The organism is Manganibacter manganicus, assembly GCF_002075885.1.
GTDB lineage: Bacteria > Pseudomonadota > Alphaproteobacteria > Rhizobiales > Rhizobiaceae > Mesorhizobium > Mesorhizobium manganicum.
In genome coordinates this window covers 1-18,049 of record NZ_MDET01000035.1, presented here as the reverse complement: position 1 = coordinate 18,049, position 18,049 = coordinate 1, and the positions used below count along the sequence as shown (strand labels likewise).

At 61.2% G+C, this 18,049-nt stretch carries 19 protein-coding genes and 1 pseudogene; 6 read left to right on the top strand and 14 right to left on the bottom strand.

Features of this window, described 5'->3' with window-relative positions:
• Positions 1–129 precede the first annotated feature (129 nt).
• On the top strand, positions 130–1,038 hold the full coding sequence (locus BFN67_RS18545) for a tyrosine-type recombinase/integrase (protein ID WP_080919264.1): 909 nt from the start codon (positions 130–132) through the stop codon (positions 1,036–1,038).
• 3 nt (positions 1,039–1,041) lie between these two features.
• Positions 1,042–2,235 (top strand): IS91 family transposase, encoded by a 1,194-nt coding sequence (locus BFN67_RS18540; protein ID WP_080919263.1) that lies wholly within the window; start codon positions 1,042–1,044, stop codon positions 2,233–2,235.
• A gap of 459 nt (positions 2,236–2,694) precedes the next feature.
• On the opposite strand, the gene BFN67_RS18535 is transcribed toward BFN67_RS18540, so the two are convergent.
• Both BFN67_RS18535 and BFN67_RS18530 read right to left on the bottom strand, forming a co-directional pair.
• Positions 2,695–3,231: a dihydrofolate reductase family protein gene (locus BFN67_RS18535; RefSeq protein ID WP_080921026.1), complete on the bottom strand. Its 537-nt coding sequence runs from the start codon at positions 3,229–3,231 to the stop codon at positions 2,695–2,697.
• Positions 3,232–3,533: 302 nt separating this feature from the next.
• Positions 3,534–3,974, bottom strand: a complete 441-nt coding sequence (locus BFN67_RS18530) for an SDR family oxidoreductase (RefSeq protein ID WP_342587456.1) — start codon at positions 3,972–3,974, stop codon at positions 3,534–3,536.
• Positions 3,975–4,081: 107 nt separating this feature from the next.
• Between BFN67_RS18530 and BFN67_RS18525 the strand changes: the two genes are divergently transcribed.
• From BFN67_RS18525 to BFN67_RS18515, 3 genes are read left to right on the top strand one after another with little or no spacing between them, the layout of a single operon-like run.
• Positions 4,082–4,558 carry a hypothetical protein gene (locus BFN67_RS18525; RefSeq protein WP_139789247.1) on the top strand — a complete coding sequence of 159 codons (477 nt, stop codon included), beginning with the start codon at positions 4,082–4,084 and terminating at the stop codon, positions 4,556–4,558.
• Complete coding sequence (locus BFN67_RS18520) at positions 4,555–5,103, top strand: hypothetical protein (protein ID WP_080921024.1); 549 nt, start codon at positions 4,555–4,557, stop codon at positions 5,101–5,103. Before BFN67_RS18525 ends, BFN67_RS18520 begins: the two co-directional genes overlap by 4 nt.
• On the top strand, positions 5,100–5,645 hold the full coding sequence (locus BFN67_RS18515; protein ID WP_080921023.1) for a hypothetical protein: 546 nt from the start codon (positions 5,100–5,102) through the stop codon (positions 5,643–5,645). The genes BFN67_RS18520 and BFN67_RS18515 overlap by 4 nt, the downstream gene beginning before the upstream one ends.
• Here BFN67_RS18515 and BFN67_RS18510 read toward each other — a convergent pair.
• From BFN67_RS18510 to BFN67_RS18485, 6 genes are all read right to left on the bottom strand, one after another.
• Positions 5,632–6,933, bottom strand: coding sequence for a hypothetical protein (locus tag BFN67_RS18510; protein WP_080921022.1), 1,302 nt, complete (start codon positions 6,931–6,933; stop codon positions 5,632–5,634). The two genes, BFN67_RS18515 and BFN67_RS18510, sit on opposite strands and share 14 nt — an antisense overlap.
• 392 nt (positions 6,934–7,325) lie before the next feature.
• Positions 7,326–8,177, bottom strand: a complete 852-nt coding sequence (locus tag BFN67_RS18505; protein WP_245295332.1) for a formylglycine-generating enzyme family protein — start codon at positions 8,175–8,177, stop codon at positions 7,326–7,328.
• A gap of 145 nt (positions 8,178–8,322) precedes the next feature.
• Entirely contained in the window at positions 8,323–9,147 is an 825-nt protein-coding gene (locus BFN67_RS18500; protein WP_080921020.1) for an ABC transporter ATP-binding protein, read from the bottom strand.
• A 9-nt stretch (positions 9,148–9,156) separates the two neighbouring features.
• Entirely contained in the window at positions 9,157–9,912 is a 756-nt protein-coding gene (locus BFN67_RS18495; RefSeq protein ID WP_080921019.1) for an ABC transporter permease, read from the bottom strand.
• Complete coding sequence (locus tag BFN67_RS18490; RefSeq protein WP_158083534.1) at positions 9,909–10,706, bottom strand: ABC transporter permease; 798 nt, start codon at positions 10,704–10,706, stop codon at positions 9,909–9,911. Before BFN67_RS18490 ends, BFN67_RS18495 begins: the two co-directional genes overlap by 4 nt.
• 25 nt (positions 10,707–10,731) lie before the next feature.
• The gene (locus BFN67_RS18485) at positions 10,732–11,724 is read right to left on the bottom strand and encodes an ABC transporter substrate-binding protein (protein WP_080921017.1); all 993 of its coding nucleotides are present in this window, start codon (positions 11,722–11,724) and stop codon (positions 10,732–10,734) included.
• A gap of 163 nt (positions 11,725–11,887) precedes the next feature.
• On the opposite strand from BFN67_RS18485, the gene BFN67_RS18480 reads away from it, so the two are divergent.
• Positions 11,888–13,420, top strand: a complete 1,533-nt coding sequence (locus tag BFN67_RS18480) for a sulfatase family protein (RefSeq protein ID WP_245295333.1) — start codon at positions 11,888–11,890, stop codon at positions 13,418–13,420.
• A gap of 5 nt (positions 13,421–13,425) precedes the next feature.
• On the opposite strand, the gene BFN67_RS18475 is transcribed toward BFN67_RS18480, so the two are convergent.
• From BFN67_RS18475 to BFN67_RS18455, 6 genes and pseudogenes are all read right to left on the bottom strand, one after another.
• The gene (locus BFN67_RS18475) at positions 13,426–14,121 is read right to left on the bottom strand and encodes a Crp/Fnr family transcriptional regulator (RefSeq protein WP_080921015.1); all 696 of its coding nucleotides are present in this window, start codon (positions 14,119–14,121) and stop codon (positions 13,426–13,428) included.
• A 344-nt stretch (positions 14,122–14,465) separates the two neighbouring features.
• Positions 14,466–14,693 (bottom strand): annotated as a pseudogene (locus BFN67_RS18470) (hypothetical protein); the annotation flags it as partial.
• Positions 14,694–15,004: 311 nt separating this feature from the next.
• Complete coding sequence (locus BFN67_RS24395) at positions 15,005–15,142, bottom strand: hypothetical protein (protein ID WP_158083533.1); 138 nt, start codon at positions 15,140–15,142, stop codon at positions 15,005–15,007.
• Between the two features lie 44 nt (positions 15,143–15,186).
• The gene (locus BFN67_RS18465; RefSeq protein WP_245295245.1) at positions 15,187–15,642 is read right to left on the bottom strand and encodes a hypothetical protein; all 456 of its coding nucleotides are present in this window, start codon (positions 15,640–15,642) and stop codon (positions 15,187–15,189) included.
• 77 nt (positions 15,643–15,719) lie between these two features.
• The gene (locus BFN67_RS18460; RefSeq protein WP_245295248.1) at positions 15,720–16,664 is read right to left on the bottom strand and encodes a YVTN family beta-propeller repeat protein; all 945 of its coding nucleotides are present in this window, start codon (positions 16,662–16,664) and stop codon (positions 15,720–15,722) included.
• 47 nt (positions 16,665–16,711) lie between these two features.
• Positions 16,712–17,974, bottom strand: coding sequence for an ABC transporter substrate-binding protein (locus BFN67_RS18455; protein ID WP_080919901.1), 1,263 nt, complete (start codon positions 17,972–17,974; stop codon positions 16,712–16,714).
• Positions 17,975–18,049: the final 75 nt, after the last annotated feature.

Here is an 18,049-nt window from a genome sequence, read left to right as displayed (position 1 = left end):
GAACGAACCCGCTGCGCGGGAAGGCGCGTGCGACTGAGGTAGAAGGTACAGGGCGACCATCGCGCTCTGCATTGAGCGTCGCTCGGCGCGGGCAGAGCATGACGGGCTTCTTCAACAAGGAGCCTGACCATGCACAACCAACCGAACTCGCCCACGATCAGCCCGCTTCGTCAACGCCTGATCGACGACATGAACCTGCGCCACTTCGGGCACGAGACCCAACGCAACTATCTCCGCGACATCGGACGGCTTGCCAGCTTTCTCGGGCGGTCTCCCGATACGGCGTCAGCGGATGATCTGCGCCGCTTCCAGATATGGCAGCAAAGCGAGGGTGTCCCGGTGCCGACGATGAACAGCGTTGTGTCAGCGCTGCGGTTCTTCTTCAATACCACGGTTGATCGCCCTGATCTTGCCCGCCGCCTCGTGCGGCTGGCGCAGCCGCGCAAACTGCCGGTGGTTCTGAGCCGTCAGGAAGTGACGCGCCTGCTCGACGCCACGACCTGTCTCAAGCATCAGGCGGCGCTGGCCGTTGCCTATGGCTCGGGACTGCGCGTCTCCGAGGTCGCTTCGCTCAAGGTCGCTGACGTCGACAGCGAGCGCATGCTCCTGCGAGTGGAGCGCGGCAAGGGCGGGCGTGGACGCAACGCCATGCTGTCAGAGGATCTGCTCACGCTTTTGCGTCAATGGTGGCAAGTCGGCCACCGGCAGGGCGTCATGCGGCGGGACGGCTGGCTCTTTCCGGGCATCAACACGCTGAGGCCCATCAGCACACGCCAACTTCACCGCGTCGTGGTCGAAGCCGCAAGGAAGGCCGACGTCGACAAGCGGGTCGGATTGCATACGCTGCGCCATTCGTTTGCCACCCACCTTCTGGAAGACGGCGTCGATATCCGCGTCATTCAGGTGCTACTCGGTCACGCCAAGCTGAACAACACGGCTCTCTACACCAAGGTTGCGACACGTACCGTGCGCTCGGTGACAAGTCCGCTCGATCGGCTTGGCTTGTTCAAAATGGAAGAGTCTGCGCCCGACAGCTGAGCCGTGCGGGCCTCGCTTGAGGTCGCCGATATCTTCCATGCTGCTGGTCCTGCCTATCGGATCTCCCATGCCGGACATCTGAGCCTCGACCAGTTGAAGGTGATGTCGGCGATCGAGAACTGCCGCACCGCGGCCCTTGGTGGGCATGTCGAAGCCTGCGAGGACTGCGGCCAGTGGCGGATTGCCTACAACTCCTGCCGTAACCGGCACTGCCCGAAGTGCCAGGGCGCTGCTGCGCGGGCATGGCTCGCCGAGCGCGAGACCGATCTGTTGCCTGTCGGTTACTTCCACGTCGTGTTCACGCTGCCGGCCGAAGTCGCCGACATCGCCTTCCAGAACAAGACGGCTGTCTATGACCTGCTGTTCAAGGCGGCGTCGGAGACGATGCTGACGATTGCCGCCGATCCAAAACACCTCGGCGCGCGCATCGGCATCACCGCCGTGCTCCACACATGGGGCTCGGCGATGACGCACCATCCGCACGTGCACATGATCGTGCCGGGCGGGGGCATCGCGCCGGACGGAAGCCGATGGATCAACTCACGTCCGGCCTTCCTGCTTCCGGTGCGCGTGCTCGGCAAGCTGTTCCGCCGCCTATTCCTCTCCCGGTTGGTCGCGCTGCACGACGCTGGCCGGCTCGCCGTCTTCGGATCGCTGGCGCACCTGGCCCAGCGCCGAGCCTTCCTGCGCCACCTTGCTCCTGTCAGGAATAAGCGCTGGGTCGTCTATGCCAAGGCGCCGTTCGCCGGCCCGGAGGCGGTGCTCGCCTACCTGTCGCGCTACACCCACCGTGTGGCGATCTCGAACAGCCGCCTCATCGCCATCGATGAGAGAGGCGTCACCTTCCGATACAAGGACTATCGCCGCAATGGCGCGGACCGGCAGCAGGTGATGACGCTCGCGGCTGATGAGTTCATCCGCCGCTTCCTGATCCATGTCCTGCCGCGCGGCTTCCACCGCATCCGGCACTACGGCCTGCTCGCTGGCTCCGCCCGCAAGGCCAGTCTCGCGCTCGCCCGCGAACTCCTGGATGTCGCCGCGCCGCCTGACGACGACACATCAGGCGTGCCGGACGACTTCCGGCCGCCATGCCGCTGCTGTGGCGGGCGCATGATCATCATCGAGACGTTCGAACGCTTTAGGCAGCCACGCGGGCCGCCCGATACAACCGCCACGAACCGGGAGAAAGCTCCATGATCCGGCATGGCATGGTCGATCCTTCAGCCGCAGGCGCCCCGCCTCCGGTAACGGACCCGCCCGCGTCTATCGCCAATCTCGCCGCCGACATGGCTCCGTCCGAACCAGTTCCGGGCCGCCAATACCGCGCGAAGGAGCAACGAAGCGGCCTGTCTGCATCCACCTCAGCGCTTTCCCGCGGCATTAGCATCATCACCGACATCGGCCGCAGATCGAAATCCCCATAGCCGTCGACTGTGCCCCGCGGGTTCCTTCCTCGGGGACTTTCGTACGCCTGCCGGCGCCCGAAACTCTTCACGTATTCAGACAGTCCGGTTTCAGCGAACAAGGATCGATTAGCTGCTGTTGAAGGTTAGCAGACACCGGCGCCCGTTTCCGACGCTATGGCCGACACCAAGGGCTGCTTCGACCGACCCAAAAGCTGCCCTTCAGCGGCCTGTCGGGCTCATATCACCGTGGCTACGCTGGAACGTACGTCAACCTGACCACGTCCTCGCCAATGCGATCGCTCGCCACGAGGCGCAGTGGAGGCCGCGGCCCCGCGAAGAACGGCTTGCCGCCGCCGAGCACAACCGGATGGATGTATAATCGATATTCATCGACAAGGCCCGTATCTGTCAGGCTTCCCGCCAGCTCTGGTCCGGAAACCTCGATCACCCCATCGAGCCGGGCTTTCAGCCCGCGTATTGCCGCCTCGATATCATCGTCGACAAGAGTGGCGTTCGGGCCAATAGACTTCAGCGAACGCGACACGACCCACTTCGGTTGGCTTCGCCATGCCGCCGCATAGTCCCGTTCCGCCTCGTCCCACTCGGGGTGGTCTTCGTCCCAGTATCGCATCACCTCGTACATGCGGCGGCCGTACACACTGCCGGCTAGGCCGCGCACGTCATCTATAAAATGACGAAACAGCACGGGATTGGGTGCAAACGCCATGTGGTCGTGATCGACATAACCGTCCAGCGATTGGTTCAGTGCAAAGACGAGCTTCGCCATATGGGATCTTCTCCTCTGTACGATCGGCGCGCCGCTGCTGTCGGGGCACCGGGCCTATAGTAATGCTTCAAGGACGCATCACCGCCGTCGGTGCCGACATCCGCGGGTCTCTTTGTCGCTGTTCCTGACGAGACCACCATCCGTGGTCTCCGCCGGCTCCCCGCAGCATTCCACCCATGGGCTCCCATGAAAGGTGCTCATCAGCAGATACATGATATGCACTGCATTCCAGATGTGTCTCGAAGAGGGGCGCGTCGGGCACGGCGGTGACACCTTCGTCTCAACAGCCTTCGCCGACGTCGTCAGTTTGTCGGAACGGTCCTATTGAGGAGACCGAAGGCAATAGTTGCCGCGCATAGGGTGATAACTGCACTGACGATGTACACCGCACTCGCGGTGCGGATGTTCGTTCCCTCCATGGCCGACTCCATGCGCAGGACTTCCATGAAGTCGCGCACGAACCACTTCGTGCCGCCATAGACCGCGCCACCCGGATAGGCCTTGAGCCCGGCAACCGAGGAGGTTGTGACGATGTGTCCGGATTTCTGCTCGGTGAATGTAGGCAGCACCGCCGCGACGCCATTGAGGATACCCTTGATATTGACGTCGACCATCTGGTGCCAGTCGTCGGTCTTCAACGCCGATAGCGGCGAGTTCGGCATGAGGCCAGCGTTCAGGAAGATGACGTCGACCCGCCCGAACGTATCCTTGGCCAGTTTGACGATCTCCTGAGGGAAGTGCATGATTGGACGATATGGCCAGATATTCGCTGAGATCGACAGCCCGCCAGCTTCGCGTCCGTGTCCTTGCCACGATCGGTGTCCTTGCCGCCATTGCCGTGACGTGGTGGATGAAGGTGGAAGATGCCCGGATCCCGGATGCGCCGCCACAGATTGCCTTCGGGGAGCCGGTTAAGGCTGGCCGCGCCATCTTTACTCCGCAGAAGCTGACTATTGAGCCTGGGAGAGAGCAGGGTGAGCGCAAGCTGGTCCTCACGGGCCTGCTTGAGAATGTGACCGCTTCAAGCCAGGCGGCAATCTTCGGTATTCCAGAGAGGCCGCCTGAACTCTCATCGGGCGGCGCGAAGTTTCCGGATCCGAAGGTCAATCTCGTGCGCGATAATCATTACCTGAAACAACTTGAGCCGCGCATTCGCGAGGCGGTCACGTTCGTCTGGAAGGTGCCGCAGGATTGGCGCGAGCAGGACGTCTCGATCGAGTTCAACGCGCAGCAATTCAAGCTCAACGACAACCTGTACGCGAAGGCAAGCTGGCTGGGGCACTATCCAACCGGTATCTTGAAGGCTAGGCCGGAGAAGGGCACATGAACACCTTCGGCAGTCTGGTGACCGTGTTGCTCGGCGGGTCGGCGCTCGCAACGATGGTGAGCACGGTTCCGGACTATAATAGCAGTTTCCAACCTTTTGCTCTTTTCGCTGATGAAGGCGGAACGGGACAGGGACGCCAGTTCACTGCCGAACTGATCGGCTTCCGCAGAGCCGGCACCATTTCCTACGCGCAGTTCGGCCAGGATGTTACGCGCGATACGTCTGCCACCTTTCTTGTCGTCGATCTCTCCGTCACAGCGCAATCGGAATCACAGAGACTTATCCCGATCTGGCTTGGCGCGACCGGACGGCAATATCACCAATCCGCCCGGCTCGAAGACGCACCGCGTATCCTTTCGGAAGCAACATTCCAGCCGGGGCTGACCGACCGAACCGTTGCCATATTCGAGGTTCCCGAAGACGAAATCATCGGCGGGCAGCTGGGGATTCTCCCGAGGGCCTGGACGGTGCTGGATAATGCCGTGCACTATGCCGGACCAGCGACCTTGCCCAGCAAGCAGACAATGCTGAGGCTCAAGCCATGAAGAACCTGCGCTGGCTCGGCGTTACAACTGTTCTGTTCGTGGTGACGCTTGTTCTGGCCGGATGGTCCGACTTCAAGGAACTTTCCCAACAGCGGGAATGGAATGTGGTGCGAGTCAATGCCGATGAAGGGGAACTCGGCGGCATTCGCGTCGGCATTCGGGAAATTCGGGCATCTGTACTGGACAATGGATCGGACCGGTCGCTCCTCTTCGTGCGCATCGCTCTTCTGGGATCGGAGGCCGATGCCAGATCGTGGGGCGATTGCCTTGTCAGCGTGCAGGACACAAGTGGGCGGAAGTGGCTTCCCCTGTATGGGTTCATTCGTGGCGCGATCGAAATTCTGGCGCCCGATAGGAAAGATCATGGCTTTTGCGGCTTTGCGAACATCAATGAGAACAGCCCGACCACCTACGACCAGATCTATCGCCTGCCTAAATCCGCGCTCGACAATCTGAGCCTGCACGTTTCGGGTTATGGGACCCGGCCTGCCGCGCTGTCTTTCCCACTCAAGCCAGAGGTGCGCGAATTCAAGGCTGAGTAACCGTTGATGTTGCCTTTTGTTGCGCGCGTCCGGCCAATTCCAACCCTGCCGCCAGAATGCAGAACTGCGCGACGACGACGATCAGCCCTGTCTGCGTCTGGCCCGGATAGCCAAACAGAAGGTTGAGCGGCTGTTGCACCAGGCGCCACACCAGTGTGTCCTGTGGGCCAACAAGCTGTGACACCCCGATCCACGCCCAGCGCCCAAGATAATCGACAAAGCGCCAGAGCACGATGACCGAGACCGTGAGCGCCACGCCGGCCGAGGCAGCCAGCATCACGCCGTTGACGACAGCGTGCCAGCGCTTCACCGTGGCACCCCAGAAATAGCCGATGAAATCGGTGAGCGGTTTGGGCAGGCCGCTCCAGCGCTCCAGCGCGCCGCCCGTCATGCGCCGGGTTGTGTCCGTCATCATGTTCAGATCGTGACCGTAGATAATGGCGCCGAGATTGAACCAGACCAGCGGCAGCGCCGAATACCAGAACAGCCTGCTCAGCCATTGAAAGAGCTGGAATTCGGGCGGCCGGTCGATGGGGCGCACAGCCGGGCTCATTACTTCAGCGCCCGCCGCCGGGATCAGAAAACCCAGAAGCTCTTTCGGTGAAGGTAATTGGGCGAGCCACGCCACGAGTTGGTCCTGCCAGCCTGAAATCAGATAGAGGCCGAGCAGCGCCCATGTCGTTTCACAGGCCACGATGAACAGGGGCCAGAAGCGATTGCCGGTCTTCTTGTGCCGGCTCTTCGCTAAACGGCGCAACAGCCAGATGAGCAGCGCGGCTGCTACGATCCACCACGAGCTTTGTACCTCTAGTGCTGTTGGTCCTCTGTCCGGCGCGAGGAAATCGATCCGGCGGTTCTGGGTGTCGAGGAATAGCTTCGAATAGTCGCGCAACGTGTTCGACAGAAATCCCCAGCCGGCATAGTAGCCATAGAAAGGGATGAGCACGGCAAGCAGCGCACCGGCGAAAAAGCCGCCGTCACGGGATGTCTCTTCCGCCTCGATGACTTCCGCTTTGGTCTGGCTCTGCCTGCGGCGCAACAGGGGCAAGCCGTCGCGTAGTATGATGAACATCGCCGCGAAGACGACGAGTTGCAGCAATATGATCGGAGCAAGCGCGATCAGGCCTGCGAACCGGCTGATGAGACCAAGCTCGACCGCGCCGCGCAGAAGCAGGATGTTGAGCAGGATACTGCCCATCCAGATGGCGCTTAGAGGCGCGCCAAAACGAAGGAGGAGATTTGTGCTCAGCCGGACATGGGCTGCGGCGATCTGCAGACTTTCGTGCATCGATCAGTCGTGGGCCCCTGAACAAGTTTCTGCATTATTGTCGAGACCCCACCGCCTAGCTGCACTCTAGGCTGTTATCGCGCGATGCCGCAAGCGGCTGCCATCGCCCGATAGGCTTCATTCGGAATAACCGGAGGCGGTTACTTGTCGGGTGGCAGCTATCCAACGGAGACTCCCACAACCGGATGGTCAGCCCAGCGGATCCGGTCGGAGCGCCAAGACCGGGCCGCGACCGATCGGCGACTCTCGCCGGGACCAACCGCCGCAACAACACGCTCACGAAGATCATTGGAGAGCGGTCGCATCATCAGATGCTGGCCTCCAACTCCAGGTGGCGGGGTCGCGCCATCGCCGACCCCAGCTGCAACCCAAGCAATCCCGCTGACACGGGATCACCGCCCGTCGTAGCCCAATCGGAAACCGATGTGTGACGTGGTCGAGTTCGGCGACCGCCCCATGCGAGCCGCAATACGATAACGGTGGCAGTAGCTGCGATGGCATAGGAAGGAGCCGCCCTTCAACAGCCTCTCCCCTTCCCGGCGAGCCATGGCATTGCGTGCCTTGCCGGCAGAGGCCAGGGATTTGACGCGAAACGGATCCGTGCACCACTCCCACGTATTGCCGACCATGTTGTAGAGGCCATAGCCATTGGGCTCGAAAGCGTTCGTTGGCGCCGTTCCCTCATGGCCGTCGGTTGCGAGGTTCCGGTCGGGAAAACTACCCTGCCAGATGTTGCAACGGGGATTATCCTCGGGCGAGTCCTCATTGCCCCACGGGTAGACAACATCTTTGTCTCCCCGTGCGGCAAACTCCCATTCACCTTCCGTCAACAGGCGACCTCCGGCCCATTCCGCGAAAGCGACGGCGTCGTTCCAGCTGACATGCACGACAGGATGATCCATGACTTCATCTATCGACGATTTCGGGCCGGCAGGACGCTTCCAGTTCGCTCCGTCGACCTTGTGCCACCACTGAACCTCGGCCACTCGCCGGGTGGAGGCACGTGTCACAGGATCGAGTGCATCCTTGAAGACAAAGGACCAGTCGTATGCCTCCGCTTCGGTTCGGTAGCCGGTTTGCTCTACGAACGCCAGGAAGCGGGCATTGGTGACGGCGAAGCGATCGATGCCGAAGGGTTGGACCCGGACGGAGCGGTACTCCTCGCCGTCGCCCTTGATGGTTGGCCGCGCCGTTCCGCAATAGCTGCGTCCGCCGCCTAGCCAGACGATGTGCTTCTTGTCCAAGCCACAGGACCGCCTGAAATCTGTCGATTGCACGGCGTCGCCACGTGCCGGGTTGCGGCGCGGTGCACAACAGGGAGAACCTTCCATGCCAAATGCCTCCTGACGATGGTAACGGTTGCTGGCTCCGGCCGCGCCGTGCACGCCCTCAGTTGCCGCTGAGATTGGTCTCGACGCCCAGGCATTGCAGGGCTTCCGTCATCTTGCGGGCGTAGCCCGGTCCCGCGCGGTCACGATCTTCTCTGGCGATGGGAATGATCTTCTGCACGCTTGCTGGACGCGGTGACATGACGACGATCATGTCGCCGAGCAGGATTGCCTCGGACACGTCATGGGTAACGAACAGCACTGTCGGCTTGTCGAGCTTGAGCAGCGATTTGAACTCGGCCTGCAGCTTGAGGCGCGTGAAGGCATCGACGCTAGCAAAAGGCTCGTCCATCAACAGGAGTTTGGGGCGCAGCGCCAGCGCCCGGGCAATGCCGACGCGCTGCGCCATGCCGCCGGAGAGTTGCCTGGGATAGGCATCGCCGAACCCGGACAGGCCGACCGTTTCCAGCATCTCGTCCGCCTGCTTCGCAGCTTCGTGTCGCGCCATGCCGCGCGTAGTGAGGCCAATCGCGACATTTTTTCGAATGGTCAGCCATGGAAACAGACCCGGCTGCTGAAAGGCCATGCCCAGATCGGGATTGGTCCCGGGCTTGACCGACCTACCCTTCCATCGCGTCAATCCCGATGTCGGCTCCATCAGGCCGGCGGCCAGACTGAGTAGCGTGCTCTTGCCGCAACCGGAGGGGCCGACGACGCAGGCGACCTGCCCCGACTCCACCGCGAAGCTGACATTCCTCAAAACCGGCGTCGTACCGTTGGCAGCCACATAGGCATGGGAGATTTCCTCGAATGCCAGCCCACTGGAGTGCGCGCGAGCCTCTTGCGGCGAGGTCGTTTCATCGGTCTTTGGGCTGATCGACGACAATGGAACCTCCTAGTGGTTCAGCCAGGCGCCGGCGATGACGCCGATCAGCCAACTCACGACCGCACCGATGATGCCTATCACGATCATTCCCGCAATGACGGTGGACGTGTCGAGCGACATCGACGCATTGGTGATCATGACGCCAAGGCCCGCGCTGGCGCCAATATATTCGGCAGCGACGACGGCAATCCAGCCGACCGCCGCGGCCGCTTTCGCACCGCTGGCTATGGCGGGGGCCGCTGCGCGCAGATGTATCTTGAGCGCGATCTCCCAGGGCCGCATGCCCAGCATCACGCCGATCCGCATCAATGTCGGCTCGACGGTGGCAATGGCCCTCGCGGTGGTGACGATCATGATGAAGACAACGGCATAGGCAACCAGGACTACCTTGCCCGTAAGACTGGTTCCGAACCAGAGCACGGTGAGCGGTATCCAGGCGAACGGTACGATAAAACGCATCGCCTCGATGACGGGGCCGAGCACCATGCGCGCGTCCTGCCGCACGCCGACGAGGACGCCGACGGCGATGCCCAGAAGGCAGCCGATAAGGCAACCAAGAAAGAATTCTTTCAGGCTGATCTGGATATCATGCCAGAACCCCGAATTGCCGAGCAGTTTCCAGAGCGTGTTCGCCACCTCCAGGGGCGTCGGCAGCACGATGCGCGCCAGTCCGTAATAGGCAATGGTGCCCTGCCAGATGCCAAGCACGATGGCGGCGCCGATCACCGGCAGGACGAGACGGTCGAGGACCTGCATCCGGCTCATTCGGCTCTCCAGGGAATGAGCCTAGCTTCCAGGATGGTGAAGGCGGCGTTCATGATGAAGCCAGCGATGCCGAAGCAGACCATCGTCGCCATGACCGCCGCCACGTCATAGCTTTGCTGTACGGAAATCAGATGAGCCCCCAGGCCGAAATCGGCGGCAACCAGTTCCGCTACGATCACCGTACCCCAGCCGGACATCAGCGCCACGCGTGCGCCGATCAGGATCTCCGTCATGGCTCCCGGAAGAACCAGCGCGCCGAACCGCTGCATCGGCGTCATGCCGAGCATCGACGCGGTTCGCTCCAGATCGCCCGGAATACGGCGTGACCCGTCGATCGCATAGACCACCACCACCAGGAAGACAGCCAGGCCGACGAGGAAAATCTTGCTGGTAAAGCCGAAACCGAACCAGACGACGGCGAGCGGCACCCAGGCAATGCTGGAGACGGGCCGCAACGCCTCGATCACCGGTCCGAACAGGCCCGCAAAAATGCGCGAGCGCCCGATCATGATGCCGCAGACAGCCGCGCCAACACAGCCTATGGCCCAGCCGGCGAGGAAAACCTCAAGGCTTGCAGCAAGATCGCGCCACAGATCGGCGCCGGCATATTCCAGCAACTCGGCGGCGACGGCAGCGGGGGTAGGTAGCCGGCTGATGACCCCTCCTCCATCCCGCAGCCAGAACGCCATAAGCGTCCAGAAAGCCAGCAGGCCAGCTATGCCGGCGGCACCCAGCAGCAACGGCTTTGGAGATATCCGCCGCATGGGTGCGCGATCGGTTGGCCAGCCTGCCATCGTCGATATCCCGTGAAAGCTGCCGTCAGCGGGCTTTGGCGACCTCGCTCGCCAGATCGACGTTGTTGAATGTTTTGGCGTATGCGGGAAGATCGACTCCCTCGGGAGCGAAACCGAGTTCCTGCGCGACCTGCACCGTCTCGACGATCCCTTCCATGTCGGGAACATAGGATTCGGCAACGCCGATCAGATTGTTCTCGAACGAGTAGCGCACCGCTTCCTCGTCGACCTTGGCGAACTCTGCCATCATCTTGTAGGCCTCATCGGGATTGGACTTGACGTAGTCGGTAGCCGCCGCCTGCGCCGCAAGCACATCCTTCACCGCCTGCGGATTCGACTTTATGATGGCCGTGCTTGCAATAAAACCGTCACCGGGGGCGGCACGCCCGATCGCGTCGGAACCCGTAAACAGAACACGGCCTATCTTCTTAAGCACCATGTCGGAAACGTAAGGAACATAACCCGCGACGACTTCCGCGCCACCGGAATCCAGCACGCCGACCATTCCCGGTCCGGTGCCCGAAACGAAGTATTCGTTTGCGTCGGGATCCACTCCGGCTTTCTTGAGCGCGATCTTGAAGAACAGGGTGGAAGCCGTTTTCGGGCCGCTGACAACCACCTTCTTGTTCTGGATCTCGGCGGGCGACTTGATGGGGCTGTCGGTGGCCACGACAGTCACGTTGGCGTTGACGAAGGACTGGCCGACGAACTGCGCGGACTCCGGCGACCGGGAGAAAATAACAACGGCCGAGACGCTGTTGCCCCAGCTCATGTCCAGCCGTCCTGCGGCAAGCGCGCTGGCGGCTCCGGGAAGCCCTTGGCTGATCGGCACCCAGTTTACAGTATAGCCCTTCGCTTCCAGCTGCTTCTGCGCCTGCATGATCGGCACCGGCGAGACGACGGGGAAAAAGCCGATATTGAGCGTCTTCCCGGCAGACTGGGCATGTCCTGGACCCGCTCCGGCAATAGCGGCTGCCGCCGCGACTCCAGCGAGCAGCACTCTACGATTGATCTTCATATTCACCTCCCTGGTTCACGGCACGCGCCGCCTTGCGCCCGGCATGCCGATGAGCGGTCACTGCCATTCTCCTCCGGCGCTCCGTCTGCATACCCTTGCAGCAAATGTGATGCGAGAATGTTCGCGACTTTACAATCTTGCCGTTGCGCCACGATTGACCGGAATGGGCAGCCAAATCCAAATTGCTCCCGGCCGAATTGCGGCTGCAGGAGCAAGCATGGCTAGCAGAGACCCCCGTCGACCCAATATTCTCTACATCGTCAGCGACGATCAGGGCGCGTGGGCACTGGGCTGTGCCGGAAACAGCGAAATCAAGACGCCGGTGCTCGACCAGCTGGCGTCTGCCGGCATCCGCTTCGAGAACTTCTTCTGCACGTCGCCAGTATGTTCGCCCGCGCGCGCCTCGATGCTGACGGGCGACATTCCTTCCCGCCATGGCGTGCAGGACTGGATCCGCGTCGGCAGCATGGGCGACGGGCGGATCGACTACCTGGCGGGCCAGCGGCTGCTGACCGATGTCTTCGCCGACAACGGTTATCGGTGCGGGTTGATCGGAAAGTGGCATCTGGGCGCAAGTGACCGGCCGCGCGCCAATTTCGTAAAATGGCTCGCTCACCAATCCGGCATGGGACCATACTACGATGCGCCGATGGTGGACGAGGACCAGCCGATCACCATGCCCGGCTATATCACCGCAGAGCTGGGCGCGCGTGCGACCACGTTCATAGCTGACGAAGCGAGACGGCCGGAACCCTTCTGGCTCAGCCTGAATTTCACGGCACCGCACTATCCCTGGATCGACTCGCACCCCAAGGAATTCACTGATCTCTATGAGGACTGCGCCTTCCTGTCCTGCCCGGAAGAGCCGCCGCATCCCGACTTCGCTGGCGGCGCGGCCGCTATCAGCAAGGGCCATGAACAGCGCCGCGAGAGCCTGATCGGCTACTTTGCCTCCGTGACGGCGATGGACGCGGCGATCGGCAATGTAATTGCCGAGATCGAGCGGCAGGGGCTGACGGAGTCGACGCTCGTGATCTTTATGGGCGACAATGGCATGAATTGCGGTCACCACGGCATCTGGGGGAAGGGCAACGGCACGCGCCCGCAGAACATGTATGACACCTCGATCAAAGTCCCGTGCATCATCGCCCAACCCGGCCGCATCCCTGCCGGAATCGTCAGCGACGATATGCTGAGCGGCTATGACGTCTTTCCGACCCTGCTTGACTATGCCCGATTGAGCGAACAGCCGACCCACAAAAAGCCCGGCCGCAGCTTCGAGCCGCTGCTGACCGGCGGCTCGCTGCCCGACACTGGCGGCGTGGTGGTCTACGACGAATACGGGCCGGTACGGATGGTGCGCACAAGGGACTGGAAATATGTCCATCGCTACCCGGACGGTCCGCACGAATTGTTCGATCTCTCCAATGATCCGGAAGAGCGCGTGAATCGTATAGACGATCCATCCCTGGACAATCGTCTCGGGGCGCTGCGCGAACAGCTCTTCGCCTGGTTCAAGGATTATGTCGATCCACGACGCGATGCTTCGATCAAGGGTGTAACCGGCTGCGGTCAGCTCGGTCGGCCTGAGGATGCGACCGCGGAAAACCCAATGTTTGCCGATAAGCATCTGAACGGCGCCGACTGGGATCTGTGGCTGGCGGACGGCAACCCTGTTCCCCAGGCTCCGGAATAGGCGCCTCAGAAATAGAAATAATCGCTCTGGCCGGATAACTTCATTATCCGACCGAGGTCCCTGATATGGATGTACCCATATGAGGACTCTATGACCCGGTCGAGCTCGAGCTCCTGAAGTTTCCTGTTCACGGTCGGGCGCGTACAGCCCAGCATCTTGGCCAGCATCTCCTGCGTGATATGGACTTCGTCGGGATGGGCTCCAGAACCGGCATTGCCGCGAAGGCTGAGAAGCAATCGCGCCAGCCTGACGTCGATCGGCTGGAGCGCACGATCCTCCAGAACCTTGTTGGCCATGCGCAGCCGATGGCAGAGGATTTCCATCAGGCACCGGCTGAAGTCTGCATGCGCTTCCATGCATACCAGCGTGGTCCGCCGGTCGATGGTGAGAATAGTGGTGTCGCCATGGGCATAAACATCGTTGGCATTGTGCACACCGTCGATGGTCGATACGAGGCCCCAAATATCGCCCTTTTTCATAATCGAGAAAACATATTCCTTGCCTTCAGCCGTGAAGGTAGTTGAGCGTAGTCCTCCTTCCACAATGATGGCGATGCCGCTCGCACGCTCGGTGCGTGAAACCCACAGCTCCCCATGAGCCAGGCGGCGAACGATGGCCTTGGCCGATAAATTATCAAGCGTTTCAGATGAAAGCGCCCGCAACGAAGGGTTCGAACCGATTAGTGCTTGATTGACCGACATAGTGGTCCCGCTATCTGCCCGCAGAAGTCAAAATTCCAAGGATCGCACTTTAGCGGCCTGTTGTGGACACACAGTTTTGAAGACCGCACCCGTTCAGATAGCTTATCAATCCGCGCTGGTGAGCAAACCTCTACGGATCGTAGGTCATTCGGTCCGCGTGCGGATCGAGGCCGATTGCGTACATTCTCCGAGCGCGCCAGTCCAGACTGGACATTCGGGCCGATGGGATCATAGCCAGACTGGCCATCGTTGGCGGTCCCGATGATGTCGGCGGAGCTGCCGAGCCTGCACACCGCAAGGAATGTTCTTACTCAGGCCGCCGCGAGATCGGCCAACCCCAGTGCAGTGCGCATCAGCGTGGTGGTGTAGCGATAGCCGTCCTTGCAGAAGCGCTGGCCACAATATTCGAGGTCGAAGCCGCCGATCGAGGCGATGATAGCGTCACCCTCCTGCTGCAGTTGCACCAGGGTCAGGAGTTCCTTCATCAAAGCCCGGCCGGCGAGCTTGCGTTCGACGAAAGCTTCTTCGCCGACGATCATCCGGAAGGCATCCCCAGCCGTTGGTACGAGCTTAACGCTGCGGTTCGTGTGAAATCGCGGCAGTCTGCCCATCTTATAATGTGGGCTTCACGATCCGACAGCGGAACGCTTCGGACATCTTGCAAGGCATGAAGAGATGTGAATACCGGAAAAAGGAGCGGTATATCGCCTCCTCCGCTGCTCCATTCCCTTTGAGCCCCTACAAGAACCGTGGAAGCAGTGTGTCGATCAACCAGATATTCAAGCCTACCTGAAATAGCCATAAGCTCGTCCACTGCGCCCTGCCCGGTCAGTGCTTCGATATATTTCGCGTCTCGCAAAGGTCGAAGAATGGCTTTCCTGACTTAAATGCCGCTGGAAACTTGAATGCCCCCAATGCTTCTGGCGCGAGCGATATCGTGATGGCCGTAGAAATGGCTGACGCCGGCGACATCGAGCGCCGCCGGTTTGCCTTCACGGTCGATTGTTCTCACATGCTGCAAGCAGTGCTCCTTTCCTCCCATTAATAAGACGGGAAGAAAGCCGGCTATTTGATGGTTATGGTTCCCTTGACGCCCTTGTCGGCGAGATCGGGCACCGACCATGTGTATTTGCCTGGCCGAACCGTATGGAACTGCACCAGTATGGTGCCCTTGTCGTCGAATTCCAGCCAGGCCGGGGCGCCGGCCATGTGAACCTCGAGATCGTCGATGACGATCTGGTCGACCCAGACATTGCGGAACAGATCGGTCATGAACTTGTATTCGAAGCCGCCCTCGGAGGTGATCTTCCAGCGATAGCCCTGGTTGGCAATCAGTTCGAAATCCTTGGTGTTGACGTCATAGTTGGAATCTTTCGAGCCGATGATCAGCTCCGGCACGTTCTGACTTGAACGCGTGTGCTGCGGCGCATCATCGTCATCGTCGGCCGCATGTGCCGCAAGGGGGCTAAGGCCAAGCCCCGTAAAGGCGATCAAGGCGATGGCGGTGCAAAATTTCATCATGTTCTCCCCGTTGGTTGCAATTTGGCAGGTGGTATGGAGCCTGATCCGAAAAGCCTGCGACTTTTCGGGACCGGGCTCTAGTTCGGTGCGACGATGACCCCCCAGGGCTCCTTGCCCACGGTGAGCGACTGGACAGGCTCGTCCGTCGCCGCATCGATGAAGGTGATGTCGTTGGAATTGCCGTTGGTGGAAATCAGCGTCTTCTGGTCCGGCGTGAACGCCAGATGCCAGACGCGCTGGCCGACGAGGATGTATTTCAGCACCTCGTAGGTCTTGGTATCGACCACCGCGACATGGTTGGCGGGACCGAGCGCGATATAGGCCTTCTTGCCGTCGGCGCTGATATTGACGCCGACCGGCTGGATCGTCTCGGCCCTGAGGCCGGGGATCTCGAAGGTGATCTTGTGCACCACCTCGCGCTTGGCGTTGTCGATGACGCTGACCGTGCCGCCGACCTCGGCGCTGACCCAGACCTGCGAACCGTCCGGCGTGAATTCGGCATAGCGCGGCCGGGTGTCGACCAGCACATTGTCGACCACTTCATGCGTCTCGGTGTCGATGAAATGCGCCATGCTGGTGGTCTCGGACGTATTGACCAGCACCTTGCCGTCCGGGCTTATCCCCATGCCTTCCGGCTCGACGCCGACCGGGATTTCCGAAAGCACCTTCTTGTTCTCGACATCGATGACGGTGACCAGATTGTCGTCCTCATTGGCGACGTAGAGCTTCTTGCCGTCGGGCGAGAGCACGAAAAGCTCGGGGTCCGGCCCGGACGGCAGCGAACTGACGATCTCCATGGTCGCGGTGTCGATGACCTCAACCGTGTCGTCGTCACTGGCGCACAGATAGATGAACTTGCCGTCATGCGAGATGGTGATGCCGCGCGGCCGCTGGCCGACATCGACCGTCTTGACCACCTTCATCGTGTCGGTGTCGACGACACTGATCGAATTGCCCTTCTCGTTGGAGACATAGGCGGTATAGGCGAAGGCGGGGCCGCCGGTGACGCTGGCGGCAAGCATGGCCAGGATCAATGCTCTTGGTCGCACCTGAATTCCTCCCGTTCGGTTCATTTGAGAACGCATTTGGTTTCCGGCTTGTCCACGCCGAGCGTGTCCAGTTCGGAAACCTGATGAAGATAGCCTTCCTGCGGCGAGGTCGAGATGACCGACCTGGTGTCGCCCAGCAGGATCGGCTGCCGAAGCTGAAGGTTCCAGTCGCGGAAGGTCAGCTTCTGCCCCTTGAAGGCGGCGACCGAAAACTTGTCGGAACGCAGATAGGCGTCCATCGTCTCGGGATCGGTGCCCTTGGCGCGGGTGGCCGCCTCGCCGACGACGCGAACCGCCGTCCATGCCAGCATGTCCTTGGACAGCATGCGCCGCCCGGTGGCCTTGAGGAAACGGCTCTGCATCTGAATGCCGGCCCATTGCTCGCTGGCCGGGTGCCAGGCCGAGGGCACGAGCCCGGTGGTTCCGGCCACCGGGCGCGGCATCCAGGTGCGGTATGGCACATAGGTGCCGAACACCTCGCTCTCGTCGGCGACCAGCATCACGTCGTAATCGGGAAGCCCCTGCGTGAAGGTCGAGATCAGCTTCTGGATCTGCACCGCGCCAGTGTCGGTGCGGCGCGCCGTGCCGGTGTCCTTGAATTCCTTCTCCGCCAGGATTTCGCCGCCGAAACGCGACGCGGCCCGGCGCAGCGCATTGGCAAAGAGATGGTCGCCCTCATGCGAACCGTAGATCAGCACCCATTTCGGCCAGCGCTTCCACATCAGATATTGCGCCAGCGCATCGGCCAGCATGGAGCGCGTCGGCGCGATGTGGAAGACGTTGATGCGGCAATTCTCTTCGCGCAAGCTGTCGTCGGTGGCGCCGATATTGAAGATCAGCACGCCCTTGTCGCGGGCGATGTCGGCGATCGCCAGAATTTGCCTGGCCGAAAGATCGGCCACCACATAGCGGTCGCCCTTGGCGACCAGTTGGTTGAAGGCGGCGACCGGATCGTCCTCGGGCTTGATCTGGATCGTGTCGAGGGTGAAATGCTGACGCAGGAACTTGCCGGTCGTGTCATTGTCGGCAATCGCCACATTGGCTCCGGCAATGCCTTCGTCCTCGGGCGGCTGGTCAAGCAGGGAAAGCGTCAGATGCGGCTTGAAAGCACGCAGATAGCCGATCCGGATTTCTGTGATCGGCTTTTCAGCCTTCTTCGCCGCCGTGGCCTGGGCCGGCTGTTCCTGCGCTATGGCAGATGAACCGTTAACCGCGAGGCCATTGACCGCAAGAGCAAGTGCGCCCAAGAAGACCGCGACGCTGCGTGGTCTCGCATCTGTCATAAACAAATAACCAATTCTCGCGCCAAAGTCCGAACTTGTCGGAAAAAAGCGAAGTCAAGGTGCCCGTGGCGGACT